This window comes from Pseudomonas sp. NMI542_15 (genome assembly GCF_021283425.1).
Lineage (GTDB): Bacteria > Pseudomonadota > Gammaproteobacteria > Pseudomonadales > Pseudomonadaceae > Aquipseudomonas > Aquipseudomonas fortuita.
In genome coordinates, this window is the sequence record NZ_JAJSRO010000037.1 from 1 (window position 1) to 25003 (window position 25003).

Consider the following 25003-nt stretch of genomic DNA (forward strand, 5'->3'; position numbering starts at 1 on the left):
CGGCTTTGCCGGTGTTCGCGGGACAAGCCCGCTCCCACAGGTACGGCGCAGGCTTAGGGCTTATGTAATACCTGTGGGACTGGCTTGCACAATGCTTGAAAGCTGGCGCGATCACTGCGGGAGGAGGCTTGCCCTGGGTACAAACCGGGAAAACGCGGTGTCTGGCACCGGCTTTGCCGGTGTTCGCGGGACAAGCCCGCTCCCACAGGTACGGCGCAGGCTTAGGGCTTATGTAATACCAGTGGAACTGGCTTGCACAATGCTGAAAGCTGGCGCGATCACTGTGGGAGGAGGCTTGCCCTGGGTACAAACCGGGGAAACGCGGTGTCTGGCACCGGCTTTGCCGGTGTTCGCGGGACAAGCCCCACACAGGTACGGCGCAGGCTTAGGGCTCGTGTAATACCTGTGGAACTGGCTTGCACAATGCTTGAACGCTAGCGCGATCACTGTGGGAGCGGGCTTGCCCCGCGAACACCGGCAAAGCCGGTGCCATCCCATGCGCAACCTGCTCCGCGGAGCTCAGGCACATTCAGTTCTGTTCGGCGACGCTGGATTTACCTTGGCGTGTCTCGATCTCACCAATCAAGCGCTTGGCCAGCGACGGGTAGTTCTCATCAAAGTGGTGCCCCCCAGGCAGCTTCAGGCGTTCACCCACCGCGGTCTTTTCGGTGCAACCGCTCTCATCGCTCTCTTCCACGCCATACACGCACACCACCTTGGAGGCTGGCAGTTTGGCCATTTCCGGTCCGGTTGGTGCTTCCTGGCCTTCCTTGCCCAGCCAGCCCTCGACCTCGATCTCGAAACTGCCGCTGCGGGCAAAGGCCAGCAGCATCACTGCGTCGATACGTTGCTGGTCTTCCACCGGCAGGCGGTTGTAGATTGCTGGCAGCACATCGGCACCGAACGAATAACCGGTGAGGACAAAGCGCTTGGTGCCCCACTTCTGTCGGTAGTGCTGCATCAGCTCGGACAGGTCGGCAGCGCTTTGCTCCGGGGTTTTGTGCTGCCAGTAATAGCGCAGCGTGTCGATACCCACCACCGGGTAGCCCAGCTTGGCCATTTCTCCGGCAACATCGCGGTCAAGGTCGCGCCAACCGCCGTCACCGGAGAGGAACAGGGTGACCGTGTCGGTGGTCTGCCCGGCCGGCACTTCCACCACAGGGATGGCCAGGGCGTTGCCGTCGTGACCTACCAGGGCCTGGGTCAGCTGGGCCTTGAGCACTTGGGGCAGATGGATGTCGTAATCGCTGATGCTGGTTTCGGCGTTGACCTGGTCGCGCACGAAGGCGGCGCTGGCGTCATCCGGGTTGTCGTTCCAGGCGACGTTCCAGTGGCCGTGGGCAGCCGCCTTGGGCAGGGGGGACTGGCAGCCAGGTTGCTCCAGGTTGAAGTCCACGGAAATGGCCCGGGCCTTGTCATTGTTCTGGTTGGCCAGCCAGCGCCAGGCCTGGGCGGCGCCAGGGCCGATACCGGCGACCAACGTCGGCTTTTCTGGCAGCTCGGCCAAGCCCTGGTCCATCGCCTGTTGCTGCTTGCTGCAATCGTTAGGCGGCAAAATCACCTGCACCATTTGGGCTTCAGCGGCCTGGCTCAGGTCAAGCAGCTGCTTGTCCGTCAGCGCCTGATCCTGTGGCACACCGATGGCCACCCGGGCCTTGGGGTGCACACCTGGGGTCACGCGGGTGATGCTGGTGCCATTGATGCTCAATTGCTCCAGGCGCGCTTCGGGGGCGGGGCGCGTCCATAGCCAGAACGCCAGCGCACCCCCCAGGGCGGCCAGCAGCAGGGGAACCAGCAGGTACAGCCAAAAGCGTCGGGTCATCAACGTTTCACCAATCCAGTCAGGCCGCCTGCAATCAGGGCGGCAGTATCAGCCAGTGCCACCAGCGGGTCGAGCCCGGCCGGCACGGCCATGTAGCGGGGTTCCCAATCCGGTTGGAACTTGTCCTTGAAGCGTCGAAGCCCCTGGAAGTTGTAAAGCTGCTCGCCCCGGCGGAACACCATCGAGCCCAGGCGCTGGGTCAGAGGCGCGCCACGCCGCGGCTGAAGGCCGGAAAGCGGCACCATGCCCAGGCTGAAGCGGGAATACTCATGGCTTTTGTAGTGCAGGATCAGGCCGATCATCATGAACTCCATGGTCAGCTTCGGTGCCTCGGGGTGCGCACGCATCAGGTCGAGGCTGGCCAGTTCGTTGCTGTGGGTCTCCAGCAGGTTGGCGAAGGCCACCGGCCGACCCTGGAAGCGGATCAGGGCAATGCGGAAGTGCTGCAGGTACTCCGGGCTGAAGCGCCCCAGCGAAAAGCCTTTCTCGCGCACGTTCTTGCCGCAGAGCCAGGCATCGGAAATTTCCTTCAGCTCTGCCAGCGGGGCCTGGCCGGGCTCGTGGATTTCCAGGCTCAGGCCGTCGCGGCCACCACGGTTCCAGGTGTAGCGCAGGTCCTTCATTTCCTTGCCCTTGGCTTCGAGATCGAAGCGGCGCAAGTCGACCCGGGCTTCCTCGCCCAGCTTCAGTGCAGTCAGGCCAATGTCCATATAGAACGGCAGGTTTTCCGCGCGTACCTGGTAGAACACGGGCCGGGCGTGGTGCAGGTCGCACAGGTCGCGGAACTGCCAGATCATTTCGGCGCGCTCCTGGGCCGGCCCGATCGGGTCGTACAGGGCCACCAGGCTGCGGCCGCGACGGGCATACATAAGGAAGGCATTGTCGCGGGGGTGGAACAGCAACGCCTTGTCCCCAGTCAGGGCCAGGCCGCCGTCGGGCTGGTCGGAGGCCAGCAGAATACGGTTGGCGCGCTGCAGTTCTTCCTCGTCGGGCAGGTGGATCACCGGCGGCGCGGTGCGCAGCAGCCAGGTCAGCGCCAAGGCGGCCAGCAGCAAGGCACTGCCCATGGCGGCGCGCAGGCCACGCGGGGCATCGGCATCAAGGGTGAACTGCCACCACAGCTGGTGGCTGTAGGGCACATCCTGGTAGGCGAACAGCAGCAGCCACACCGATGCGCCGACTGCACAGGCGCTGGCCACCAGGAACACCGGCGAAAACGGCAGCTCCAGCAGGCGGCTGGGCCGGTAGAAGGAGCGACGGAACAGGGCCAGCAGGGCGGCGGTGAAGGTCAGCAGGCAAGCCTCTTCCCAGTCAAAGCCCTTCAATAGCGACAACAGGGCGCCGACCAGCAACAGCACGGTGGTCAGCAGCCAGGCGGCGGACAGGCGCCGGCGCAGGCCCTGGGCCAGCAGCAGGCACAGCACGCCGATCAGGCTGGCGCCAAAGTGCGAGGCATCGATCAGCCGGTGCGGCACCAGAAAGCCCATGTGCTCCAGGCGCGTGTCGATTTCGGGGGTGACGCCAGAAAACAGCAGCACCATCCCGGACAGGAATACCAGTATCGACAGGATCGGTGCGGCCATCCCGGAGGCGGCTTTGATGGCCTGCTGTGCGAACAGCAGGCGCCGGGCTTCATTGGCCAGCAGCAGCACGCACGCCAGTAGCAGTGGCAGCACCACATAAATCAGCCGATACAGCAGCAACGCGGCCGCCAGTGGCGCGGCACCGAGCTGGTCGGCAAAGGCGGCCAGCAGGATAGCTTCGAACACCCCGACGCCGCCCGGTACGTGGCTAAGCACGCCTGCGGCCAAGGCCAGCAGGTACACCAGCACAAACGCGCCGAAGGGGGGGGCCTCGGGCAGCAACAGGTACAGCACGGTGGCAGCTGCTGCCACATCCAGCGCGGTGATCAGCAATTGCAGGGCGGCCAGGCGTGCGCCTGGCAGGCGCAGCGTACGGCGGCCCAGTTGCACCAGCAGGTTATTGGCCAGCGGCTGTTCGGCCAGGCGCCGGCGGTACAAGCCGAACACCAACAGGGCAGACGCCACAAGCACGGCGGCAGCGATACCTGCCAGCAGGCCTGGCGCCAACCCCAGTGCGGTCGAGGCTGCGGGCAGGTCGCTCAAGGTTGCCAGGGCGGCCAAGGGCGGCAACGCGCAGCCCAGTGACAGGCTGGCAAATACTGTCATGCGTGCGACTTCGCCAGCCCCCAGCCCCTGACGTGCATACAGGCGGTAGCGCACCGAGCCGCCCGAAAGCATCGACAGACCGATGGCGTTGCCGATGGCAAAGGCGCTGAAACCACCCAGCACCAGGCTGCGTGCCGGCAGTTTCACGCCCGCATAGCGGCTGGCCGACCACTCGTAACCCAGCAGGATCACAAAGCCGATCACGGTCGCCAGCAAGGCGCCCAGCACCGACTGGGCCGGCACGCTGAGCATGGCATCGTGCAAGGCGTAGATATCCAGCTCGCTCAGCAGGTGGCGGCAGGCAATCAAGGCCATGGTGAACAGCACCAGGGTCACGACCAGGCCGATGGGCTGGCGGTAGCGGCTCACGCGTTCGAGCAAGGGCAGGCGCTGCACGGCACCGGGTAGCGCCGAGGCGAGCGGCACCGGAGGTTCGGGGTTGTGAGAGGTCATGGATTGCCCCGGCCATGCAGCGCGAGGTAGAGGAGAGGTACGGCCAAGTGAAAGTCCCTTAGGAAAACGTATCCAATATTACTCCGGGCTCAGGCGCTTTTAGCGGCCTGGCCGGGTTAAAGATAGTTCATCCTGGGCACAATGTCTCAAGCCTGCGGGTTGGCTGGAGGCCGGGGGAAAATCGAAGCAACGAAAAGCATCGAGCGCAAACGCAACAAACCCCGCGCTGCTGTTAGACAGGCGAGGTTTGTTCTGACGAATATGGTTGCGGGAGCCGGATTTGAACCGACGACCTTCGGGTTATGAGCCCGACGAGCTACCAGGCTGCTCCATCCCGCGTCAGTGGGGCGGATTCTACAGCGTGTGGCTTGTATGTCAAGCGCTAAGCTTTGATTTTTCGAGGTTTTTCCGATGATGCTTTTTCAGCGGACAAAGAAAAAGGCCACTGGGTTAACAGTGGCCTTTTCTTGAACTTGGTTGCGGGAGCCGGATTTGAACCGACGACCTTCGGGTTATGAGCCCGACGAGCTACCAGACTGCTCCATCCCGCGTCTGTGGGGCGGATTCTACAGTTTTCTGAAGGTGTGTCAAGCGCTAAGCTTTGATTTATCGAAGGTTTTTCGGCGTTACTTTTTTGAAGGCAAAGAAAAAGGCCACTGTATGAACAGTGGCCTTTTCTTGAATCTGGTTGCGGGAGCCGGATTTGAACCGACGACCTTCGGGTTATGAGCCCGACGAGCTACCAGGCTGCTCCATCCCGCGCCTGTGAGATCGAATTGTACGGATTTAAGCCCGGGTGTCAAGCAGTTTCATTGGAAAAACCTTTTTTGTTCAATCCCTTAGCGCTTGCTGGCAGCAAGCAGGTCAGGCGCGACGGGGCTTTCAGGCAGTTTGTCGTGTGAGGGCGAGGGTGAGGTGTATCAGTGGGGCGCATGCGATACTATCTGTATGAATTTACAGTGCTGACGGCCATCCATGTCCTTGCGCAAGATCATCCATGTCGACTGCGATTGCTTCTACGCCGCGATCGAAATGCGTGACGACCCACGCCTGGCCGGGCGGCCCATGGCGGTTGGGGGCTCGCCCGAGCGTCGCGGGGTGATCGCCACCTGCAACTATGAGGCACGTGCCTATGGTGTGCGCTCGGCCATGTCGTCACGGCATGCGCTGAAGCTGTGCCCCGACCTGTTGATCGTCAAGCCGCGCTTCGAGGCCTATCGAGAGGCCTCGCGGGAGATCCACGCGATCTTCCGTGACTACACCGAGCTGATTGAGCCTTTGTCGCTGGACGAAGCCTATCTGGATGTGAGCGACAGCCAGTGGTATTCGGGCAGCGCCACGCGCATCGCCGAGGATATTCGCCGACGCGTCGCCCGCACCTTGCATATCACGGTGTCGGCGGGCGTGGCGCCAAACAAGTTCCTGGCCAAGATTGCCAGTGACTGGCGCAAGCCCAATGGGCTGTTCGTGATTACCCCGGGCGAGGTGGAGGCCTTTGTTGCCGCCCTGCCGGTGGCCAGGCTGCATGGGGTGGGCAAGGTGACGGCAGATAAACTGGCACGGCTGGGCATCGAAACCTGCCTTGATCTGCGGGAATGGTCACGCCTGGCATTGGTGCGTGAGTTTGGCAGCTTTGGCGAGCGTTTGTGGGGGCTGGCGCGGGGTATTGATGAGCGCGCCGTACACAATGACAGCCGCAGGCAGTCAGTCAGCGTTGAAAACACCTACGACACTGACCTGCCGGACCTGGCCAGTTGCCTGGCGCGGTTGCCTGAGCTGCTGGAAAGCCTTCACGAACGTATCGCCCGTATGGACAGCAGTTATCGGCCGGACAAGCCGTTCGTCAAGGTCAAGTTCCACGACTTCAGCCAGACCACCATGGAGCAGGCAGGGGCTGGGCGGGACCTTGAAAGTTATCGGCAACTGTTGGGGCAGGCGTTTGCCCGTGGTGGCAAGCCGGTGCGCTTGTTGGGGGTAGGGGTAAGGCTGCGCGATATGCGCGGGGCGCATGAGCAGTTGGAGTTGTTTACGCCTGAATAAGAAGGGGCCGCATCGCGGCCCCTTCATTTACTGCGCGCCGGGGTCTGCCACCAACCGGCCAGTGGCCTTGGTCAGCGATTGCAGAAACTCCTGCTGCAGTTCCGGATCGTTGCGGGTCAGTTCGATCAGGCTTTGTTCCATTTCACTGGCTTCTTCTTCAAGGCCCAGCTCCGACAGACGCTTGACCCGGTGTACCCACTGGCCAACATCGTCATCCTCAAGGTCATCGAAGATCAGCTCATGGGCTTCGAGCAGCTTGTTGCGCAGGGTGGCGCTGACCAGCAGGCTGGCATCACCCCGTACGGCGTTGTCTTCATCGAGTACCTGAAGGTGCAGGGTGCCGACGTGGTTGAGGTTCTGCTCGGAGAACGGGCTGTCGAGCAGGTTCAAACGCAGTACGCCGTTCCTGTCGGTGGTCAGTTCGTGGGTCATCTTGCCGGCCTTGACCTCGACCAGGCGTTCGCTCCAGGGCACGCTGGTGGACTCCTCGCGTTTACCTTTCTGCACTTCGCTGATCCCTGCGAGGTTCTGCTGGGCACGCCCGTTGGACGGCACGTTCATGAACGGGTTGAGCCCGTCCACGCCGTAGCTGAGCCAGTCGTGGGTGATGCTTTGCGGCAGGTTGCCCAAGGTAAAGACGTTGACCACATTGGCGCCAACGCCCGCCACCACGGCCACTGCACCCAGCGGGATCTCGTAGACCTCCCGCCAGGGCTGGTAGGGCGTGTAACGGTCGTAGCGACGGGTGACTTCGAACTCGGTGACTTCGAAGCGCTTTTGCTCATGCACGCGCACACGCCGTTGCGGAAGCTCCATCACCTTCGGCTCGCCGACATCGATCTGCAGGGTGTGCTCGAGCAATTTGCGCTCGACGCGCTCCTCATGGTCGCTGCGCTGGGACATCTGGTTGGCGCAGCCGCTGACGAGCAGGGCGCCGCACAGTGCGGCGCCCCCCAGGGTAAAGGTACTTCGCTTGAACATGATCACTCGTGCATTGGTTATCAGCGGCGAACGCGGGCCTGCAGGAAGCTCAGCACTTCATTGAGCGGCAACGCCTGGGCGTCCTGCTCGGTGCGGTGCTTGTACTCCAGGTTGCCTTCGGCCAGGCCGCGATCGCTGACGACGATGCGGTGTGGGATGCCGATCAGCTCCATGTCGGCAAACTTGATGCCTGGGCTGGTCTTCTTGTCGCGGTCGTCCAGCAGCACTTCGAAGCCGGCGGCGGTCAGTTCGGCGTACAGCTTGTCGGTTGCCTCGCGAACCACCTCGGTTTCGTAGCGCAGCGGTACCAGGGCGATCTGGAACGGCGCCAGGGCATCGTTCCAGATGATGCCCTTGTCGTCATAGCTCTGCTCGATGGCAGCGGCGACCACGCGGGACACACCGATACCGTAGCAGCCCATCGACAGAACCACCGGCTTGCCGTTCTCGCCCAGTACCTGGCACTTCAGCGCCTCGCTGTACTTGGTACCCAGCTGGAAGATGTGGCCCACTTCGATGCCGCGCTTGATCACCAGGGTGCCCTGGCCATCCGGGCTTGGGTCGCCTTCGACCACGTTACGCAGGTCGGCGACCTGTGGAACCGGCAGGTCGCGCTCCCAGTTGACGCCGAAGTAGTGCTTGTCATCGATGTTGGCGCCAATGCCAAAGTCGCTCATCAGGGCAACCGAACGGTCGATGATGCATTCCAGCGGCAGGTTCAGCGGGCCGAGCGAGCCGGCACCGGCGCCAATGGCGTCGCGCAGTTCGGCTTCGGTGGCCATGACCAGCGGGTCGGCAACCTGTTCCAGCTTGGTGACCTTGATTTCGTTAAGTTCGTGGTCGCCACGGATGATCAGGGCAATCAGCTTGCCTTCTTCGGCTCCGCGCACGATCAGGGTCTTGACGGTTTTTTCGATCGCCAGGCCATGGTTTTCCACCAGCTGGGCGATGGTCTTGGCGTCCGGGGTGTCGACCAGGCGCAGCTCCTCGGTAGGGGCAGGGCGCACGGTTTCACGCGGGATGGCTTCGGCCTTCTCGATGTTGGCGGCGTAGTCGGAGCTGTCGCTGAAGATTACGTCGTCCTCGCCGGAGTCGGCCAGTACGTGGAACTCGTGCGAGTAGCTGCCACCGATCGAGCCGGTGTCGGCCTGCACTGGACGGAAGTCCAGGCCCAGGCGGGTGAATACGTTGCTGTACGCCTGATGCATGCGGTCGTAGGTTTCCTGCAGGGAAGCCTGGTCGGCATGGAACGAATAGGCGTCCTTCATGATGAATTCGCGGCCACGCATCAGGCCGAAGCGCGGGCGGATCTCGTCACGGAACTTGGTCTGGATCTGGTACATGTTGAGTGGCAGCTGTTTATAGCTGGACAGCTCGTTACGCGCCAGGTCGGTGATGACTTCTTCGTGGGTCGGGCCAACGCAGAAGTCGCGCTGGTGGCGGTCCTTCAGGCGCAGCAGCTCCGGGCCGTACTGCTCCCAGCGGCCGGACTCCTGCCACAGCTCGGCAGGCTGAATGCTTGGCATCAGCACTTCCAGGGCGCCGGCGGCGTTCATTTCCTCACGCACCACGGCCTCGACCTTGCGCATTACCCGCAGGCCCATCGGCAGCCAGGTGTACAGGCCGGAGGCCAGTTTGCGGATCATGCCGGCACGCAGCATGAGCTGATGGCTGATGACCACTGCGTCGGCAGGGGTTTCTTTCTGGGTGGCGAGCAAATATTGACTGGTGCGCATGGTTAGCCGTGTCGATTGCCTAAGACGTTGAAATAGCCCCGCATTGTACGGGGGCGAAACGAAGGCGTACAGGATGCCCCAGGGCGGGGCGCTTGTCAGCCAAGAAAAAGCCCGGCGAGATCGCCGGGCTTTTCAAGTGCGGGGCACTGCAAGCCAGGCTTACAGGATGCTCAGCGGGTATTCCACGATCAGGCGCAGTTCGTCGATCGAGCTCGAACCGTAGTAAACGCCGTCGCTGGAGCGGTAGGTGGCCTGACGCACGCGCAAGCTCAGGTCTTTCGCCGGGCCGCTCTGCAGTACGTACTTGACGTCTACGTCGCGTTCCCATTCCTTGCCGTTGTTGGTGCTTTCGGTAGTGGCGCCCGAGCCGCGAACATAGCGGGTCATGAAGGTCAGGCCAGGTACGCCGTATTCGGCGAAGTTCAGGTCGTAGCGTGCCTGCCAGGACTTCTCGTCTTCGGCGTTGAAGTCGGAACGGGCAACGGAGTTGGCCAGGAAGATGGTGCCGCCACCGTCGACGCCGTAAGCGTAGTCGCCGTCGCCGCTGACCTTCTGGTAAGCCAGGGTGAAGGTGTGGGCGCCAATGTTGTAGGCGGCCGAGAGGCTGGCTGCAATGTTGTCCAGTTCGTTGCTGCCGTCAGCCTTGCTGACGAATGCGCCGGTCAGGTTGTCGCCGATGGACTTGGTGTCATAGATGTTGAAGTCGAACACCAGGCCTTGCTTGTCGCTGATCGGCAGCGCCCAGTTGATGTTGCCGTACCACTTGCGGAAGTGGTCTTCAATGCGCGAGTAGTAGACGCTGGTACTGAGGTTGTCGTTGATGGCGTAGGTGCCACCGAAGACGTTGGCCTCGGTCAGGCGCAGGCTATCGTGGTAGGTCTGGGCCTGGGCGTTCAGGGCGGTGAAGTGACCGGCGTGCAGGGTGAGGCCATCGATTTCGTTGCTGGTGATCAGGCCACCTTCAGCAACCTCTGGCAGCAGTCGGCTGTCGTCGGTGGCAAGTACCGGCAGGGCGGTGAACTGGTCGCCGAACTTCAGCACGGTATTGGACACGCGCAGTTTTACTGCACCGCCGCCTTCGGAGTAGTCATCTTGCGAACGGCCATCGGAGGCAGTCGGGAACAGGCCGGTGCCGGCGCGGCCTTTGCCGCTGTCCAGTTTCAGGCCCAGCATGCCGATGGCGTCAACGCCGAAGCCTACGGTGCCCTGGGTGAAGCCCGATTCGAAGGTGCCCAGGAAGCCCAGGCCGGTTTCTTCGACGCGGCTCTTGCCGCTGTCGTTGTTACGGAAGTCACGGCTGAAGTACAGCATGCGGGTTTTTACGTTCAGCTTGCTGTCTTCGAGGAAACCTTTGGACTCGTCTTGTGCCGAGGCCATTGCCAACTGCGAGGTCCCTGCCGCAACGGCCAGGGCGATCATGCTCCACTTCATCACGCGCATCGTGATTTGCTCCTTTGGTTTTTAGGAAGAGTACCGCCGCGCCCAAGTGTTTTAGTTATAGGGTGCAGCTCTTTCTTGTTATGTCGGCGAAAATGTATAGCACGCTGACTGTTGTTGGCGATATGGCTATAAAGACTCTTTACGGAACTTTTTTGCCGTGTCGCGTTTAAGTATTTCCATGTCGCAAATCACACCCCGGTTTATAGGGCGTGTAAACGCCAGCGTTGTTCCTTTCGCCGTGATGAACCTGCAAGTGCTGATTCCGGCTAGGGAAACTCCCTGGTAACCAATGCCGCTGTTGTTATTTGTCGCGTACACCTGCCATTGCAGATGCCGTGCCGACTTGGCGTGAAGGGAATGCAACAAGCGTGCTCAAAATTCGCAACAGTTCATGAATTTTTCACAAAACCTGCTACCGAGGGTCGGAAAGTGCCGTAAATACGGGTCGAAGGCACAATGAGGGGGTGTTGGAGTCGAGAATCATTAAAATTTAGAAACCTGCCATGAAAGTCAATGTGTTACCGCTATTTGTTAAACCAGAGTCATTTGTGGGGGGGCAAGTGTGGTGGTGGTGCGCAGGTGGCTTCATTTTGGTGCGAAAAGTAGCGCTGTGTTACCGGGAGTGTGCAAGGTATCCTTGCAGGCCTGTTTTCCGCTTGAAGCGGGTTCTGAAGGAGATATGCCGTGTTCGTCCTGGATTCGCGTTTGCAGCAGGATTCCCTGGTGCTTGGGGAGTTTGCGTTGTGCCAACTGCTGCTGAGCAAGGATGCCAACTACCCATGGTTCATTCTGGTACCCAAGCGCGCCGGGATCAGCGAGGTATTCGAGCTGGATGCGGCGGAGCAGCACCAGTTGTGGCAGGAAACCACCCTTCTGGCTGAAGCGCTGAAGGCCAGTTACGGCGCCGCCAAGATGAACGTGGCCACGCTGGGCAATGTCGTCAGCCAGTTGCACATGCACGTGATCGTACGCCAGCGGGACGACGCCGCCTGGCCGGCACCGGTTTGGGGCAAGTGCCCTGCTGTGGCTTACAGCGAAGACCAGTTGCAGGCCATCCGCCAGCGCCTGCGTGGGCTGCAACTTGCTGGCTACCAGGAGGCCTGACATGTCACTGGAATTGCGTATTGTTGAACTGGAAACCCGGCAAGCGTTTCAGGATGACACTATCCAGGCGCTGAATGACGTGATGGTCGAGCAGGCGCGGGTGATCGAGCGGCTGCAATTGCAGGTGGCCGAGCTGATCAAGCGTCATGAAGAGATGGTCGGCCAGTACGGCAGCGAAGGGGAAGAGGCGCCGCCGCCTCATTACTGATGTCCTGAAGCAACAGAAACCCTGGCAGGAGCGGCGCCAGGCCGCTCCTGCACAGGTTAGCGGCGTGTTACCGCAACCACGTCTTCGGCCTGCAGGCCCTTGTCCCGGTGCATCACCGAAAACTCCACGCGCTGGCCTTCGACCAGGATACGGTGGCCTTCGCCGCGTATGGCACGAAAGTGCACAAAGATGTCATCGCCCGAATCGCGGGAGATGAAACCAAAGCCTTTCGAGGTGTTGAACCACTTCACCGTGCCGGTATCACGGTTGCCAGCATCCTGGGCGGCATGCTGGCTGCTGCGTGCCTTGCGCGGGCTGCGGGCAAAACCCACAGCCAGGTGCAGGGCCACAGCCAGTGCCGCACAGACCAGCGCAGCAAGGTTGCCCATTTCCGGGCGGGCCAGCAGCGTCAGGGTTTGCAGCACCACCGCCACCACCAGCAGGGCGCAGGCAAGGTGTTGCAACTGCTGGCGGGCGCCGCGGTAGTACAGCGGCACGACCGGCGCCAGGACCAGGTTGAGCAGGCCGAGCAGGGCAAGGTAAACCGCGTCGGGTTGTTGCAGGAAGGGTGTCGCATCGGTTTTCAGGCTGGGTATGAGCGATAGCAGCAAGGCTGCCACGCCCGTCACCAGATGGACGATCTTGAACATGGGGTTGGCTCACAGTTGATAAGGCCGATCACAGGAAGAGCGGGCAGTACGGTGCGCATGAGGTGTAAAGCGCGAACACGTGACAAGCCAGCCTATGCACCCGGCAATAACAGTCCGCACGGGTGGCACGGTGCCTATTTAACAGCAAAGCCGAAGGCTACTCAAACCGCAGGCCTCAGTGGGCGATGTGTTGCGCCATGTCACAGGCGGTGCGGGTAAAGTGTTGCTACAGTGGTCGGCGTCCGCTTGAGTCTCAAGCCTTATGGAAAGGGGAACTTCAATGGCAATCGATATCGGTATCAGTGAAGAAGATCGCAAGTCCATCGTCGATGGGCTGTCTCGCCTGTTGTCGGATACCTACGTGCTGTATCTGAAAACCCATAACTTTCACTGGAACGTTACCGGCCCGTCGTTCCGCACCCTGCACCTGATGTTCGAAGAGCAGTACAACGAGTTGGCGCTGGCAGTCGATTCGATTGCCGAGCGCATCCGTGCACTGGGTTTCCCTGCGCCAGGGTCGTATGCATTTTATGCGCGGCACTCCTCGATCAAGGAGGAGGAAGGCGTACCCCCGGCGGACGAGATGATCCGCCAGCTGGTCCAGGGCCAGGAGGCCGTGGTGCGAACTGCCCGCAGTATCTTCCCGGTAGTGGACAAAGTCAGTGATGAGCCAACCGCCGACTTGCTGACCCAGCGCATGCAGGTTCACGAAAAAACCGCGTGGATGCTGCGCGTGTTGCTCGACGGGAAATAAATACCCCAGCGCTGTGACAAAACCTGTGGGAGCGGGCTTGTCCCGCGAATGAGGCCACGCGGTGTATGGCACCGGCTTTGCCGGTGTTCGCGGGGCAAGCCCGCTCCCGCAGTGTTTTCCTCGCGCTCAGGACTCGAGTGTTTGTGCGGGAAGACTTTGCTGCTGCTTTAAACCTGCCGCCCGGCGCTTCATTGGTCACCTGTTACCGGTGACGAGGAAGTAGGGCGCATGATGCAAGCGAGCAAGCGTGTGGCTGGTCAGGGAAGCTGGCCAGGAAAACAGTGCATTGATCCGTTCAAGGCAGATTTCGATATGTTGCAGACGCAGCCGGTGTCGCGTTCGGTGCGGCTCAACGGTTTTTCCACCTGTCTGCGCCTGGAGGCCGTCTACTGGGGCATCCTGGAACGCATCGCCGCCGCCAACCGCTGTTCGGTCAGTGCGGTGTTGTCCTACGTGGACCGCGAAGTGCACCTGCGCCAGGGTGGAGTGCGCAACTTCAGTGGGCTGATTCGGGTAATCTGCGTTGCCTGGCTGCAAGACCCGCCAAGTGTGCGCTGATCGCCTGGCGGGCTGCGCAGTGCTTGGTAACCATATATAATCCCGCTTTTTGCTGCCCTGGCAGCCAGCGTTATGGTTGACGAGAGACACCCATGCCCCTTTATGACTATCAATGTGCGTCCTGCGAGCACCGCATGGAAGTGCTGCAAAAGATCAGCGCCGCGCCGCTGACCGATTGCCCGGCTTGCCAGGCGCCGGCGCTGAAGAAGCTGCTGTCGGTGCCAGGCTTCCGCCTGAGCGGTAATGGTTGGTACGAAACCGACTTCAAGACCGGGGCGAAAAAGAATCTGGCAGGCGGCGACAAAGCCGACTGAGTTGAATGCTGTGACCGGGTCTTGCAGTATTAGCCCTCTGGGCGGCCAAGGCCTCCACCGAATACACGAATCACGAGAAGCGAAACCACCATCATGATGCGCAGCCATTATTGCGGCCAACTGAACGAGAGCCTGGACGGCCAGGAAGTCACCCTTTGCGGCTGGGTCCATCGTCGCCGCGACCACGGCGGGGTGATCTTCCTCGACATCCGTGACCGCGAAGGCATGGCCCAGGTCGTGTTCGACCCGGATCGCGCCGAAACCTTCGCCGCCGCCGACCGCGTGCGCAGCGAGTATGTCGTACAGGTCACCGGCAAGGTCCGCAAGCGTCCAGAAGGTGCAGTGAATGCCAACATGGCTTCCGGTGCCATCGAGATCCTCGGCTACCAGCTCACCGTGCTCAACGAGGCGGAAACCCCGCCGTTCCCGTTGAACGAGTTCTCCGACGTCGGCGAGGAAACCCGCCTGCGCTACCGTTTCATCGACCTGCGTCGCCCGGAAATGGCTGAAAAGCTGCGCCTGCGTTCGCGCATCACCAGCAGCATCCGTCGCTTCATGGACGACAACGGCTTCCTCGACGTCGAAACGCCGATCCTTACCCGTGCCACTCCGGAAGGTGCGCGTGACTACCTGGTGCCAAGCCGTACCCACGCCGGTAGCTTCTTCGCGCTGCCGCAGTCGCCCCAGCTGTTCAAGCAGTTGCTGATGGTCGCCGGCTTTGACCGCTACTACCAGATCGCCAAGTGCTTCCGTGACGAAGACCTGCGTGCTGATCGCCAGCCGGAATTCACCCAGATCGACATCGAGACCAGCTTCCTCGATGAAAGCGAGATCATGGGCCTGACCGAGAGCATGATCCGCAAGCTGTTCAAGGAAGTGCTGGACCTGGAATTCGGCGAATTCCCGCACATGACCTTCGAAGAGGCCATGCGCCGTTACGGTTCCGACAAGCCAGACCTGCGTAACCCGCTGGAACTGGTCGACGTTGCCGACCAGCTGAAGGATGTCGACTTCAAGGTGTTCGCAGGCCCGGCCAACGATCCGAAGTGCCGCGTGACCGCTCTGCGCCTGCCAGGCGGTGCCAGCATGCCGCGCAGCAAGATCGACGAGTACACCAAGTTCGTCGGCATCTACGGTGCCAAGGGCCTGGCCTACATCAAGGTCAACGAGCGCGCCAAGGGTGTCGAAGGCCTGCAGTCGCCTATCGTCAAGAACATCCCTGAGGCCAACCTCAACAACATCCTCGACCGCGTTGGCGCTGTAGACGGCGACATCGTGTTCTTCGGTGCCGACAAGTTCAAGGTGGTCAGCGAAGCCCTGGGCGCCCTGCGTATCCGTCTGGGTCACGATTTCGAGCTGCTGACCTGCGAGTGGGCGCCGATGTGGGTCGTCGACTTCCCGATGTTCGAAGAGAACGAAGACGGCAGCTTTACCGCGCTGCACCACCCGTTCACCGCGCCGAAGTGCACGCCGGAAGAGCTCGAAGCCAACCCGGCCACCGCGCTGTCGCGTGCCTACGACATGGTCCTGAACGGCACCGAGTTGGGCGGCGGTTCGATCCGTATCCACCGTAAAGAGATGCAACAGGCAGTATTCCGCCTGCTGGGCATCGAGGCAGCAGAACAGGAAGAGAAGTTCGGCTTCCTGCTCGACGCCCTGAAGTTCGGTGCGCCACCTCACGGTGGCCTGGCCTTCGGCCTGGACCGCTTGGTCATGTTGATGACCGGCGCCCAGTCGATCCGTGAAGTGATCGCCTTCCCGAAAACCCAGAGCGCCGCGTGCGTCATGACCCAGGCCCCTGGCCTGGTCGACGCCAAGGCCCTGCGCGAGCTGCACATTCGACTGCGCGAACAGACCAAGGTCGAGTAAGCGGTCCCGGGCGCATCCACATGGATGCGCCTTTGCGTTTCGGCGCAGGTATTTTCCCGTCCCGCCCCGTACAGGGGCGGGGCTGTTTGTGATTCAAAGGATTCGGAGTCGTTATGGCTGGTCATTCCAAGTGGGCGAACATCAAGCACCGCAAAGAGCGCCAGGATGCCAAGAGAGGCAAGGTCTTCACCAAGTGGATCCGCGAGCTCACGGTCGCTGCCAAGCAGGGCGGCCCTGACCCGGCATCCAACCCGCGCCTGCGCCTGGCACTGGACAAGGCCCTGGGCGCGAACATGAGCCGCGATATCATCGACCGAGCCGTGGCCCGTGGTGCTGGCACCAATGAAAGCGACAACGTCGAAGAGCTCAGCTACGAAGGTTATGGCCCGGGTGGCGTGGCGATCATGGTCGAAGCCATGACCGACAACCGCAACCGTACCGCCGCCGCCGTGCGTCATGCCTTCACCAAGTGTGGCGGCAACCTGGGCACTGACGGTTCGGTGGCCTATCTGTTCGAGCGCAAAGGCCAGCTCAGCTTTGCCCCGGGTGTGGAAGAAGACGCGTTGATGGAAGCGGCGATGGAAGCCGATGCCGACGATGTGGTGGCCAACGATGACGGCTCGTTCGACGTGTTCACTTCATTCAACAGCTTCTACGCCGTGCGCAATGCCCTGGAAGAGGCGGGTTTCAAGGCTGCGGACGCGGAAATCGTCATGCAGCCGACCACCAGCGCCGAGCTCGACCAGGACGGTGCTGAAAAGGTGCTCAAGCTGATCGACATGCTCGAAGACCTGGATGACGTGCAGAACGTCTACTCCAATGCCCAGATTTCCGACGAGATCATGGAAAATATCGGCTAAGGTCTCCTGACCCTTCGCGTCAAGGCTGCTATTGGGGCCGCTGCGCAGCCCATCGCCGGCAAGCCAGCTCCCACAGGTACAGTGCATTTCTTAAGGCCTGCACTGTACTTGTGGGAGCTGGCTTGCCGGCGATGGGCTGCGCAGCGGCCCTAATGGTCTTGAACCGTGAGCTTTGAACGACAGGCACTATGACTCTGATTCTTGGTATCGACCCCGGCTCGCGCATCACTGGCTATGGCGTGGTACGCCAGACCCCCCGTGGTTGCGAGTACGTGGCGTCGGGCTGTATCCGCACCGGCAGCGGCGAGCTGCACGAGCGGCTGCAGATCGTTTTTCGTGGTGTCAGTGAAATCATCGCCCAGCACGAACCGGTGACCATGGGCATCGAGCGGGTGTTCATGGCCCGCAATGCCGATTCGGCGCTAAAGCTCGGCCAGGCACGCGGCGCGGCCATCGTCGCTGCCGCCGAAGCCGGGCTCGAAATCGCTGAATACAGCGCCACCCAGGTCAAGCAAGCGGTGGCTGGCACCGGTGGGGCCAACAAGGAGCAGGTGATGATGATGGTCATGCACCTGCTGAAACTGACGCAAAAGCCGCAGATCGACGCCTCGGACGCCCTGGCTATCGCCCTGTGCCACGCCCACACCCGTTCCAGCCTGGTGCCCCATGGCCTGGCCACGGCGCGGCGGCGCGGCGGGCGCTTGCGTCTGTAGGCGCTTCATGCGCTGATACACATTTTGTGCGGGTGATGCGTTCACCCGTTGCATTTGCTGATAGGGTTGAGCGGTCTTTGACCGGCTCCCCGAGAGGAAGGATCGGAACGTGATTGGACGTTTGCGCGGCACCCTGGCGGAGAAACAGCCGCCGCACCTGATTATCGATGTCAACGGCGTGGGTTACGAACTGGAAGTTCCCATGACTACGCTGTACCGTCTGCCCAAGGTGGGCGAACCCGTCACCGTGCACACCCATCTGGTCGTGCGCGAAGACGCCCACTTGCTCTATGGGTTTGCCGAAAAGCGCGAGCGTGAGCTGTTCCGCGAGCTTATCCGGCTCAATGGCGTCGGTCCCAAGTTGGCATTGGCGCTGATGTCCGGCCTGGAAGTCGACGAGCTGGTCCGCTGCGTGCAGGCCCAGGACACGTCGGCCCTGGTGCGCGTGCCCGGCGTCGGCAAGAAAACCGCCGAACGCCTGCTGGTCGAGCTCAAGGACCGTTTCAAGGCCTGGGAAACCTCGCCGGCCATGTTCACCCTGGTGTCCGATGGCCCGTTGCCAGCCGCCAGCGAGTCCAGCGCCGAGGCAGATGCCGTCAGTGCTTTGGTATCGCTGGGTTACAAGCCGCAGGAAGCGAGCAAGGCAATCGCTGCGATCAAGGACAAGGCCGGCCTTGGCAGTGAAGAGCTGATCCGCCGCAGCCTGAAAGGGATGATTACCAAGTGATCGAAGCCGACCGCCTGATTGCCGCCAGTGGCCGCGACCGCGAAGAGGTCCAGGACCGTGCGATTCGCCCGCTGAGCCTGGACGATTACATCGGCCAGCCGGTGGTGCGCGAGCAGATGGCACTGTTCATCCAGGCCGCCCGTGGCCGCAGCGAGTCGCTTGACCACACCCTGATTTTTGGCCCGCCCGGGCTGGGCAAGACTACTCTTGCCAACATCATTGCCCATGAAATGGGCGTGTCGGTAAAAAGCACCTCGGGGCCGATCCTCGAGCGCCCCGGCGACCTGGCAGCCATGCTGACCAACCTCGAACCGCACGACGTGCTGTTCATCGACGAGATCCACCGCTTGTCACCGGTTGTCGAAGAGGTGCTCTACCCGGCCATGGAGGACTTCCAGCTCGACATCATGATCGGCGAAGGCCCGGCGGCCCGCTCGATCAAACTCGATCTGCCACCGTTCACCCTGGTAGGGGCTACCACCCGTGCCGGCATGCTCACCAACCCGTTGCGTGACCGCTTCGGTATTGTCCAGCGCCTGGAGTTCTACAGCGACAAGGACCTGGCCACCATCGTCAGCCGTTCGGCCAACATCCTTGGCCTGGTCATCGAAGACCAGGGCGCCTACGAGATTGCCCGACGTGCCCGTGGCACTCCGCGTATCGCCAACCGCCTGCTGCGCCGCGTGCGCGACTACGCCGAGGTGCGCGGCAAGGGCCAGATCACCAAGGCCGTGGCCGACATGGCGCTGAACCTGCTGGATGTCGACGAACGTGGCTTCGACCATTCCGACCGCCGCCTGCTGCTGACCATGATCGAGAAGTTCGATGGCGGCCCGGTAGGGGTGGACAACCTGGCTGCGGCCATCAGCGAAGAGCGCCATACCATCGAAGATGTGCTGGAGCCGTACCTGATCCAGCAGGGCTACATCATGCGCACGCCGCGCGGTCGCGTGGTCACCCGGCATGCCTACCTGCACTTTGGCCTGAATATTCCCGGGCGTTTGGGGGAGGGCGGTGATTTTTCCGAGCCAGGCGATGAATGACAGATCAAAAGCGACTTTTCGTGGTCCTACCGCTGGCATGCCAAGGGTGCGCTGGCAATAAGACATTAATGAAGAAAAAACAGTTGCCACAGCGGATTGGCAAGCTGAGGAGTAAGCACTAGAGTATGCGCGCGCAAAATCAGCTCGAACCGTTCGCACACCGTTGTCGCGTCTATTACGAAGATACCGATGCGGGCGGTGTGGTGTATTACGTCAACTACCTGAAATTCATGGAGCGCGCGCGCACCGAACGCTTGCGGCACCTGGGGTTTTCCCAGTCGCAGCTGGCTGAAGACAACCTGCTGTTCGTGGTCCATTCCAGCGAAGCGCGTTATCACGCGCCGGCGCGGCTGGATGACGAATTGCGGGTGACCGCGCACGTACTTGAACTCAATCGCGCCAGCCTGCGTTTTGTACAGCAGGTCTGGCGGGAAAAGGATGAAACGCTGCTTTGCGAAGGGCAGTTCCTGGTGGCCGCCGTGCGCGCCGACACTTTCAAACCCCGAGCCATACCCCCCCAGCTGCGCGACGCCTTTGCGGCGGACGGCTCGGGTAATCAATCGAATGCAGGAGAATAAGCGTGGAAGCTAACGTCGTCGACCATACCTCCATGTGGAGTCTGGTCAGCAATGCCAGCGTGGTGGTACAGCTGGTAATGCTGATTCTGGTGGCCGCCTCGGTCACCTCATGGATCATGATCTTTCAGCGCAGCACCATGCTGCGCGCTGGTCGTCGTGCGCTGGATGCCTTCGAGGAGCGCTTCTGGTCGGGCATCGACCTGTCCAAGCTGTACCGCCAGGCAGGCAGCAACCCCGACCCGGATTCTGGCGTGGAGCAGGTCTTCCGTGCCGGCTTCAAAGAGTTCTCGCGCCTGCGTCAGCAGCCGGGCGTTGACCCTGACGCGGTCATGGAAGGCGTTGGCCGTGCCATGCGCGTTGCCATCTCGCGCGAGGAAGAAAAACTCGAGCAGAGCCTGCCGTTCCTGGCCACTGTCGGTTCCACCAGCCCGTACATCGGCCTGTTCGGTACCGTATGGGGCATCATGAATTCCTTCCGCGGCCTGGCCAGTGCCCAGCAGGCCACCCTGGCAACCGTTGCCCCGGGGATCGCCGAAGCGCTGATCGCCACCGCCATTGGCCTGTTTGCAGCAATCCCGGCGGTAATCGCCTACAACCGTTTTGCCGCGCGCAGCGAAGTGCTGATCGGTCGTTACTACACCTTCGCCGACGAGTTCCAGGCGATCCTGCACCGCAAAGTGCACACCAGCGAAGAGTAATCAGGTAGAAGCCCATGGCCCGAGTTCGCCACAAACGCAAGCCCGTCGCCGAGATGAACGTGGTGCCCTACATCGACGTGATGCTGGTGCTGCTGGTCATCTTCATGGTGACGGCGCCCATGCTCAACCAGGGCGTGAAGGTCGACCTGCCCAAGGTTTCCAGTGAAGCCTTGCCGCAGGACAACAACGTCCAGATCCTCACCATTTCCATCAAGGCCGACAAAACCTACTACTGGAACCTTGGCAGCGAAGTCGATACCGACAAGCAGATGGACAAGGCCATGACCTTGCCTGACATGACCAATGCCGTGACCAAGATCATTGCTGCCGGCCGTGACCAGGGCAAGCAAACCCAGGTGTTCATTCGTGGCGACAAGGCTGTCGACTATGGCGCGGTCATGGGTGCCATGGGCGGGTTGCAGAAGGCCGGTGTCGGTAACGTTGGCCTGATTACCGAGGCGCCCTGATGCAACAGCGAGAGCCATCCGCCTCGGAAAGCTACTTCTGGCCCAGTGTCTGGGCCATCGGCCTGCATGTGCTGGTGTTCGCCATGCTGTTCGTCAGTTTTGCCATGACGCCAGAACTGCCGCCTTCCAAGCCGATTGTTCAGGCTACCCTGTACCAGCTCAAATCCAAGAGCCAGGCGACCACCCAGACCAATCAGAAGATTGCCGGGGAGGCGAAGAAAACCGCTTCGCGCCAGACCGAGGTCGAGCAACTGGAGCAGAAGAAGGTCGAACAGGAGGCCGTGAAGGCCGCGGAACAAAAGAAGGCCGACGCCGCTCAAAAGGCCGAAGAGGCTCGCGAAGCCGCCGAGGCGAAAAAAGCCGAGGACGCTGCCAAGGCTGCCGAAGCCGCCAAGGCTACCGAGGCCAAGAAAGCCGCAGAAGCCAAGAAGGCCGAAGAGGCTAAGAAGGCCGCCGAGAAGCAGCAGGCCGACATCGCCAAGAAAAAGGCCGAGGAAGAAGCCAAGAAAAAAGCCGAAGAAGAGGCCAAGAAAGAGGCCGCTGAAGAGGCGAAGAAGCAAGCCGCCGAGGACGCCAAGAAAAAGGCAGCCGAAGAGGCCAAGAAGAAAGCAGCCGAGGACGCCAAGAAGAAAGCGGCGGCCGAGGACGCCAAGAAAAAGGCAGCTGAAGAGGCCAAGAAAAAGGCCGCTGCAGACGCCCAGAAGAAAAAGGCACAGGAAGCGGCCCGCAAGGCGGCAGAAGACAAGAAAGCCCAGGCCTTGGCCGAGCTGTTGTCCGACACCACCGAGCGGCAGCAGGCGCTGGCCGACGAGCAGGGTGACCAGGTGGCCGGCGACTTCGACGACCTGATCCGCATGCGCGCGGCCGAGGGCTGGGCACGTCCGCCTTCCGCGCGCAAGGGCATGACGGTGGTCCTGCAGATCAACATGTTGCCGGACGGCACCATCACCAGTGTCAGCGTGGCCCGTTCCAGTGGTGACGGCCCGTATGACAGTTCGGCGGTGGCTGCGGTGAAGAACATTGGTCGTTTGACCGAGATGCAGGGTATGAAGCCGAGCGATTTCAACCAATATCGTTCGTTCAAGATGACATTTACACCTGAGGATCTAGCGTTGTGATTAAACGTCTGAGAGGACTGCTGGTCATGCTCTGCTGCGTGGCAGGCATGGCGGTGGCAGAGGAAAAGAACATCCTGGTCACCAGCGGCAGCGACCGGGCAACACCCATCGCGGTAGTGCCGTTCGGCTTGCAGGGCGGCAGCGTGCTGCCCGAAGACATTGCCGATATCATCGGCAACGATCTGCGCAACTCCGGGTACTACTCGCCGATTCCGCGGCAGAACATGATCAGCCAGCCGTCGCAGGCCAGCGAAGTGATCTTCCGTGACTGGAAAGCACTGGGTGCCCAGTACGTGATGGTTGGCAGCATCGTGCCGTCCGGCGGTCGCCTGCAGGTACAGTACGCGCTGTTCAACGTCGCCACCGAGCAGCAAGTGCTGACCGGTAGCGTGGCGGGCAGCACCGACCAGTTGCGTGATATGGCGCACTACATTGCCGACCAGTCGTTCGAGAAGCTCACCGGCATCAAGGGCGCGTTCTCAACCCGTATGCTGTACGTGACCGCCGAGCGTTTCTCCACCAACAACACCCGCTACACGCTGCAGCGTTCGGACTACGACGGTGCGCGTGCGGTCACCCTGCTGCAATCGCGCGAGCCGATCCTGTCGCCTCGCTTTGCACCGGATGGCAAGCGTATCGCCTATGTGTCGTTCGAGCAGAAGCGTCCGCGCATCTTCATTCAGAACATCGACACTGGCCGCCGCGAGCAGGTGACCAACTTCGAAGGCCTGAACGGTGCGCCAGCCTGGTCGCCTGATGGTTCGCGCCTGGCGTTCGTGCTGTCGAAGGACGGCAACCCTGACATCTATGTGATGAACGTGGCGTCGCGCCAGATCAGCCGAGTTACCGCAGGCCCGGGTATCAACACCGAGCCGTTCTGGGGTAAAGACGGCAATACCCTTTACTTCACGTCCGACCGTGGCGGCAAGCCGCAGATCTACAAACAATCGGTCAGCGGTGGTGGTGCCGAGCGCGTCACCTTCGTGGGTAACTACAACGCCAACCCGAAACTGTCGGCTGACGAAAAGACCCTGGTGATGATCCATCGCCAACAGGGCTTTACCAACTTCAAAGTGGCGGCACAGGACTTGCAACGCGGAAGTGTAAAGATTCTCTCGGAAACAAGTCTTGATGAGTCTCCCACTGTTGCGCCAAACGGCACCATGCTAATCTACGCCACCCGCCAGCAGGGCCGGGGAGTCTTGATGCTCGTGTCGCTTAATGGCCGCGTGAGGCTCCCACTTCCTACCGCTCAAGGCGAAGTCAGAGAACCGTCCTGGTCCCCTTACCTGAACTGATTGCGGCGTAATACGTTTTGCTTAACACACTGGGGTTTCATTAGGAGTTTCACGATGGAAATGCTGAAGTTTGGTAAATTCGCTGCGCTGGCTCTGGCCATGGCTGTAGCTGTAGGTTGCTCCTCGAAGGGCGGTGACAACGCAGGCGAAGGCGCTGCTGTAGATCCGAACGCTGGCTACGGTGCCAACACTGGCGCTGTTGACGGCTCCCTGAGCGAAGAAGCCGCCCTGCGCGCAATCACCACCTTCTACTTCGAATACGACAGCTCGGACCTGAAGCCAGAAGCCATGCGCGCTCTGGACGTTCACGCCAAGGACCTGAAGTCCAACGGCAACCGCGTTGTCCTGGAAGGCAACACCGACGAGCGCGGCACCCGCGAGTACAACATGGCTCTGGGTGAGCGTCGTGCCAAGGCCGTTCAACGCTACCTGGTTCTGCAGGGTGTTTCCCCTGCTCAGCTGGAACTGGTCTCCTACGGTGAAGAGCGTCCTGTTGCCACTGGCAACGACGAGCAATCCTGGGCTCAGAACCGTCGCGTAGAACTGCGTAAGTAAGTTCTTATGCGTATGTGCCGCCGTGTAGTAACCGTCCTCGCACTCAGCCTGCCGCTCGCGGCCTGGGCTGAGGTCCCTGTAGTAGATGACAACGCAGGCAGCTATCCGCCTGTGGGTTATGGCACGAGCGGCGCCTATGCCGGGTCAGGGGCTTCGGCCCCTGCCTCTGCACAGGGCCAGCTGTTCATGCAGCTGCAACAGATGCAGGACCAGCTTTCCCGCCAGCAAGGCATCATCGAAGAGCTGCAGAACGATGTGTCGCGCATGAAGCAGGAAAACCTGGAGCGATACCAGGACCTGGACCGTCGCATCAACAGTGGCGCTGCACCTGCCGCGACCCCTGACAATTCCTCCGGTGGTGGTGCTTCAAATGCCGCCCCCGCTGCAGCAGCTGGTGCTGCTGCGCAACAACCGGCCGCCAGTAGCGAGCCTGGTGATCCCGCGAAAGAAAAGCTCTACTACGATGCTGCTTTCGACCTGATCAAGCAGAAAGACTTCGACAAGGCCAGCCAGGCCTTCAATGCCTTCCTGCGCAAGTACCCCAACAGCCAGTACGCCGGCAACGCCCAGTACTGGCTGGGTGAAGTGAACCTGGCCAAAGGCGACCTTCCGGCTGCCAGCCAGGCCTTCGCCCAGGTCAGCCAGAAGTATCCCAAGCACAGCAAGGTGCCGGATTCGCTGTACAAACTGGCCGATGTCGAGCGCCGCATGGGCCACACCGACAAGGTCAAGGGCATCCTGCAGCAGGTCATCACCCAGTACCCCGGCACCTCCGCCGCGCAGCTGGCCCAGCGTGACTTGCAGAAGCTCTGAGCCCTGCAGCTGTAC

General features: G+C 61.4%; 24 protein-coding genes and 3 tRNA genes. 18 read left to right on the forward strand and 9 right to left on the reverse strand.

Translation table 11 applies throughout. The features are described from left to right. Positions 1-529: 529 nt before the first annotated feature. The 5 genes from LU684_RS29145 to LU684_RS29165 form a co-directional block, all read right to left on the reverse strand. Positions 530-1822, reverse strand: coding sequence for a virulence factor family protein (locus tag LU684_RS29145; RefSeq protein ID WP_016488667.1), 1293 nt, complete (start codon positions 1820-1822; stop codon positions 530-532). Continuing rightward, a complete protein-coding gene (gene mprF / locus LU684_RS29150; RefSeq protein WP_016488666.1) occupies positions 1822-4464 on the reverse strand; it encodes a bifunctional lysylphosphatidylglycerol flippase/synthetase MprF in 2643 nt (880 codons plus the stop codon). Before mprF ends, LU684_RS29145 begins: the two co-directional genes overlap by 1 nt. A gap of 262 nt (positions 4465-4726) precedes the next feature. Continuing rightward, a tRNA-Met gene (locus tag LU684_RS29155) sits at positions 4727-4803 on the reverse strand. Positions 4804-4938: 135 nt separating this feature from the next. Continuing rightward, positions 4939-5015: transfer RNA gene (locus LU684_RS29160), tRNA-Met, on the reverse strand. Between the two features lie 134 nt (positions 5016-5149). After that, a tRNA-Met gene (locus LU684_RS29165) sits at positions 5150-5226 on the reverse strand. A 219-nt stretch (positions 5227-5445) separates the two neighbouring features. Here LU684_RS29165 and dinB point away from each other — a divergent pair. Beyond that, the gene (gene dinB, locus LU684_RS29170) at positions 5446-6504 is read left to right on the forward strand and encodes a DNA polymerase IV (RefSeq protein ID WP_232895318.1); all 1059 of its coding nucleotides are present in this window, start codon (positions 5446-5448) and stop codon (positions 6502-6504) included. A 27-nt stretch (positions 6505-6531) separates the two neighbouring features. Here the strand turns inward: dinB and LU684_RS29175 are convergent, their stop codons facing one another. The 3 genes from LU684_RS29175 to LU684_RS29185 form a co-directional block, all read right to left on the reverse strand. Further along, the gene (locus LU684_RS29175) at positions 6532-7485 is read right to left on the reverse strand and encodes a hypothetical protein (RefSeq protein WP_060519884.1); all 954 of its coding nucleotides are present in this window, start codon (positions 7483-7485) and stop codon (positions 6532-6534) included. Between the two features lie 20 nt (positions 7486-7505). Then, positions 7506-9221 (reverse strand): proline--tRNA ligase, encoded by a 1716-nt coding sequence (locus LU684_RS29180; RefSeq protein WP_232895316.1) that lies wholly within the window; start codon positions 9219-9221, stop codon positions 7506-7508. A 159-nt stretch (positions 9222-9380) separates the two neighbouring features. Further along, positions 9381-10661, reverse strand: coding sequence for an OprD family porin (locus LU684_RS29185; RefSeq protein WP_016488662.1), 1281 nt, complete (start codon positions 10659-10661; stop codon positions 9381-9383). Between the two features lie 684 nt (positions 10662-11345). Between LU684_RS29185 and LU684_RS29190 the strand changes: the two genes are divergently transcribed. Together LU684_RS29190 and LU684_RS29195 are read left to right on the forward strand one after the other, a co-directional pair. After that, a complete protein-coding gene (locus LU684_RS29190; RefSeq protein WP_060519886.1) occupies positions 11346-11765 on the forward strand; it encodes an HIT domain-containing protein in 420 nt (139 codons plus the stop codon). 1 nt (position 11766) lies between these two features. Beyond that, entirely contained in the window at positions 11767-11973 is a 207-nt protein-coding gene (locus LU684_RS29195) for a SlyX family protein (protein WP_016488660.1), read from the forward strand. Between the two features lie 56 nt (positions 11974-12029). Here the strand turns inward: LU684_RS29195 and LU684_RS30560 are convergent, their stop codons facing one another. Then, the gene (locus LU684_RS30560; RefSeq protein ID WP_016488659.1) at positions 12030-12623 is read right to left on the reverse strand and encodes a cold-shock protein; all 594 of its coding nucleotides are present in this window, start codon (positions 12621-12623) and stop codon (positions 12030-12032) included. A gap of 280 nt (positions 12624-12903) precedes the next feature. Between LU684_RS30560 and LU684_RS29205 the strand changes: the two genes are divergently transcribed. From LU684_RS29205 to ybgF, 15 genes are all read left to right on the forward strand, one after another. After that, positions 12904-13377, forward strand: a complete 474-nt coding sequence (locus tag LU684_RS29205; RefSeq protein ID WP_003254783.1) for a Dps family protein — start codon at positions 12904-12906, stop codon at positions 13375-13377. Between the two features lie 228 nt (positions 13378-13605). Beyond that, a complete protein-coding gene (locus tag LU684_RS29210) occupies positions 13606-13935 on the forward strand; it encodes a ribbon-helix-helix domain-containing protein (RefSeq protein ID WP_016488658.1) in 330 nt (109 codons plus the stop codon). 92 nt (positions 13936-14027) lie between these two features. Continuing rightward, positions 14028-14249 carry an FmdB family zinc ribbon protein gene (locus LU684_RS29215; RefSeq protein ID WP_003254776.1) on the forward strand — a complete coding sequence of 74 codons (222 nt, stop codon included), beginning with the start codon at positions 14028-14030 and terminating at the stop codon, positions 14247-14249. Positions 14250-14342: 93 nt separating this feature from the next. After that, positions 14343-16118, forward strand: a complete 1776-nt coding sequence (aspS, locus tag LU684_RS29220; protein ID WP_016488657.1) for an aspartate--tRNA ligase — start codon at positions 14343-14345, stop codon at positions 16116-16118. Between the two features lie 113 nt (positions 16119-16231). Continuing rightward, a complete protein-coding gene (locus LU684_RS29225; RefSeq protein ID WP_016488656.1) occupies positions 16232-16978 on the forward strand; it encodes a YebC/PmpR family DNA-binding transcriptional regulator in 747 nt (248 codons plus the stop codon). Between the two features lie 188 nt (positions 16979-17166). Beyond that, complete coding sequence (gene ruvC, locus LU684_RS29230) at positions 17167-17691, forward strand: crossover junction endodeoxyribonuclease RuvC (RefSeq protein ID WP_016488655.1); 525 nt, start codon at positions 17167-17169, stop codon at positions 17689-17691. Between the two features lie 109 nt (positions 17692-17800). After that, entirely contained in the window at positions 17801-18418 is a 618-nt protein-coding gene (ruvA, locus tag LU684_RS29235; RefSeq protein WP_016488654.1) for a Holliday junction branch migration protein RuvA, read from the forward strand. Further along, on the forward strand, positions 18415-19461 hold the full coding sequence (gene ruvB / locus LU684_RS29240; protein ID WP_016488653.1) for a Holliday junction branch migration DNA helicase RuvB: 1047 nt from the start codon (positions 18415-18417) through the stop codon (positions 19459-19461). Before ruvA ends, ruvB begins: the two co-directional genes overlap by 4 nt. Before the next feature lie 125 nt (positions 19462-19586). Continuing rightward, entirely contained in the window at positions 19587-20039 is a 453-nt protein-coding gene (gene ybgC / locus LU684_RS29245) for a tol-pal system-associated acyl-CoA thioesterase (RefSeq protein ID WP_016488652.1), read from the forward strand. A 2-nt stretch (positions 20040-20041) separates the two neighbouring features. Beyond that, complete coding sequence (tolQ, locus tag LU684_RS29250; RefSeq protein ID WP_008090219.1) at positions 20042-20737, forward strand: protein TolQ; 696 nt, start codon at positions 20042-20044, stop codon at positions 20735-20737. 14 nt (positions 20738-20751) lie between these two features. Beyond that, positions 20752-21204 (forward strand): protein TolR, encoded by a 453-nt coding sequence (tolR, locus tag LU684_RS29255; protein ID WP_012273765.1) that lies wholly within the window; start codon positions 20752-20754, stop codon positions 21202-21204. Continuing rightward, positions 21204-22322 carry a cell envelope integrity protein TolA gene (tolA, locus tag LU684_RS29260; protein WP_016488651.1) on the forward strand — a complete coding sequence of 373 codons (1119 nt, stop codon included), beginning with the start codon at positions 21204-21206 and terminating at the stop codon, positions 22320-22322. The genes tolR and tolA overlap by 1 nt, the downstream gene beginning before the upstream one ends. A 26-nt stretch (positions 22323-22348) precedes the next feature. Next, positions 22349-23620 (forward strand): Tol-Pal system beta propeller repeat protein TolB, encoded by a 1272-nt coding sequence (tolB, locus tag LU684_RS29265; protein WP_012273763.1) that lies wholly within the window; start codon positions 22349-22351, stop codon positions 23618-23620. 54 nt (positions 23621-23674) lie between these two features. After that, on the forward strand, positions 23675-24175 hold the full coding sequence (pal, locus tag LU684_RS29270) for a peptidoglycan-associated lipoprotein Pal (RefSeq protein ID WP_012273762.1): 501 nt from the start codon (positions 23675-23677) through the stop codon (positions 24173-24175). Positions 24176-24181: 6 nt separating this feature from the next. Continuing rightward, positions 24182-24988, forward strand: a complete 807-nt coding sequence (gene ybgF, locus LU684_RS29275; protein ID WP_016488650.1) for a tol-pal system protein YbgF — start codon at positions 24182-24184, stop codon at positions 24986-24988. Positions 24989-25003 lie beyond the last annotated feature (15 nt).

Coding starts and splice junctions, on each gene's coding strand:
- LU684_RS29145 (WP_016488667.1), bottom strand. CDS start 1,822: ATGACCCGACGCTTTTGGCTGTACCTGCTGGTTCCCCTGCTGCTGGCC.
- mprF (WP_016488666.1), bottom strand. CDS start 4,464: ATGACCTCTCACAACCCCGAACCTCCGGTGCCGCTCGCCTCGGCGCTA.
- LU684_RS29175 (WP_060519884.1), bottom strand. CDS start 7,485: ATGTTCAAGCGAAGTACCTTTACCCTGGGGGGCGCCGCACTGTGCGGC.
- LU684_RS29180 (WP_232895316.1), bottom strand. CDS start 9,221: ATGCGCACCAGTCAATATTTGCTCGCCACCCAGAAAGAAACCCCTGCC.
- LU684_RS29185 (WP_016488662.1), bottom strand. CDS start 10,661: ATGCGCGTGATGAAGTGGAGCATGATCGCCCTGGCCGTTGCGGCAGGG.
- LU684_RS29195 (WP_016488660.1), top strand. CDS start 11,767: ATGTCACTGGAATTGCGTATTGTTGAACTGGAAACCCGGCAAGCGTTT.
- LU684_RS30560 (WP_016488659.1), bottom strand. CDS start 12,623: ATGTTCAAGATCGTCCATCTGGTGACGGGCGTGGCAGCCTTGCTGCTA.
- LU684_RS29205 (WP_003254783.1), top strand. CDS start 12,904: ATGGCAATCGATATCGGTATCAGTGAAGAAGATCGCAAGTCCATCGTC.
- LU684_RS29210 (WP_016488658.1), top strand. CDS start 13,606: ATGATGCAAGCGAGCAAGCGTGTGGCTGGTCAGGGAAGCTGGCCAGGA.
- LU684_RS29215 (WP_003254776.1), top strand. CDS start 14,028: ATGCCCCTTTATGACTATCAATGTGCGTCCTGCGAGCACCGCATGGAA.
- aspS (WP_016488657.1), top strand. CDS start 14,343: ATGATGCGCAGCCATTATTGCGGCCAACTGAACGAGAGCCTGGACGGC.
- LU684_RS29225 (WP_016488656.1), top strand. CDS start 16,232: ATGGCTGGTCATTCCAAGTGGGCGAACATCAAGCACCGCAAAGAGCGC.
- ruvC (WP_016488655.1), top strand. CDS start 17,167: ATGACTCTGATTCTTGGTATCGACCCCGGCTCGCGCATCACTGGCTAT.
- ybgC (WP_016488652.1), top strand. CDS start 19,587: ATGCGCGCGCAAAATCAGCTCGAACCGTTCGCACACCGTTGTCGCGTC.
- tolR (WP_012273765.1), top strand. CDS start 20,752: ATGGCCCGAGTTCGCCACAAACGCAAGCCCGTCGCCGAGATGAACGTG.
- tolA (WP_016488651.1), top strand. CDS start 21,204: ATGCAACAGCGAGAGCCATCCGCCTCGGAAAGCTACTTCTGGCCCAGT.
- tolB (WP_012273763.1), top strand. CDS start 22,349: ATGCTCTGCTGCGTGGCAGGCATGGCGGTGGCAGAGGAAAAGAACATC.
- pal (WP_012273762.1), top strand. CDS start 23,675: ATGGAAATGCTGAAGTTTGGTAAATTCGCTGCGCTGGCTCTGGCCATG.
- ybgF (WP_016488650.1), top strand. CDS start 24,182: ATGCGTATGTGCCGCCGTGTAGTAACCGTCCTCGCACTCAGCCTGCCG.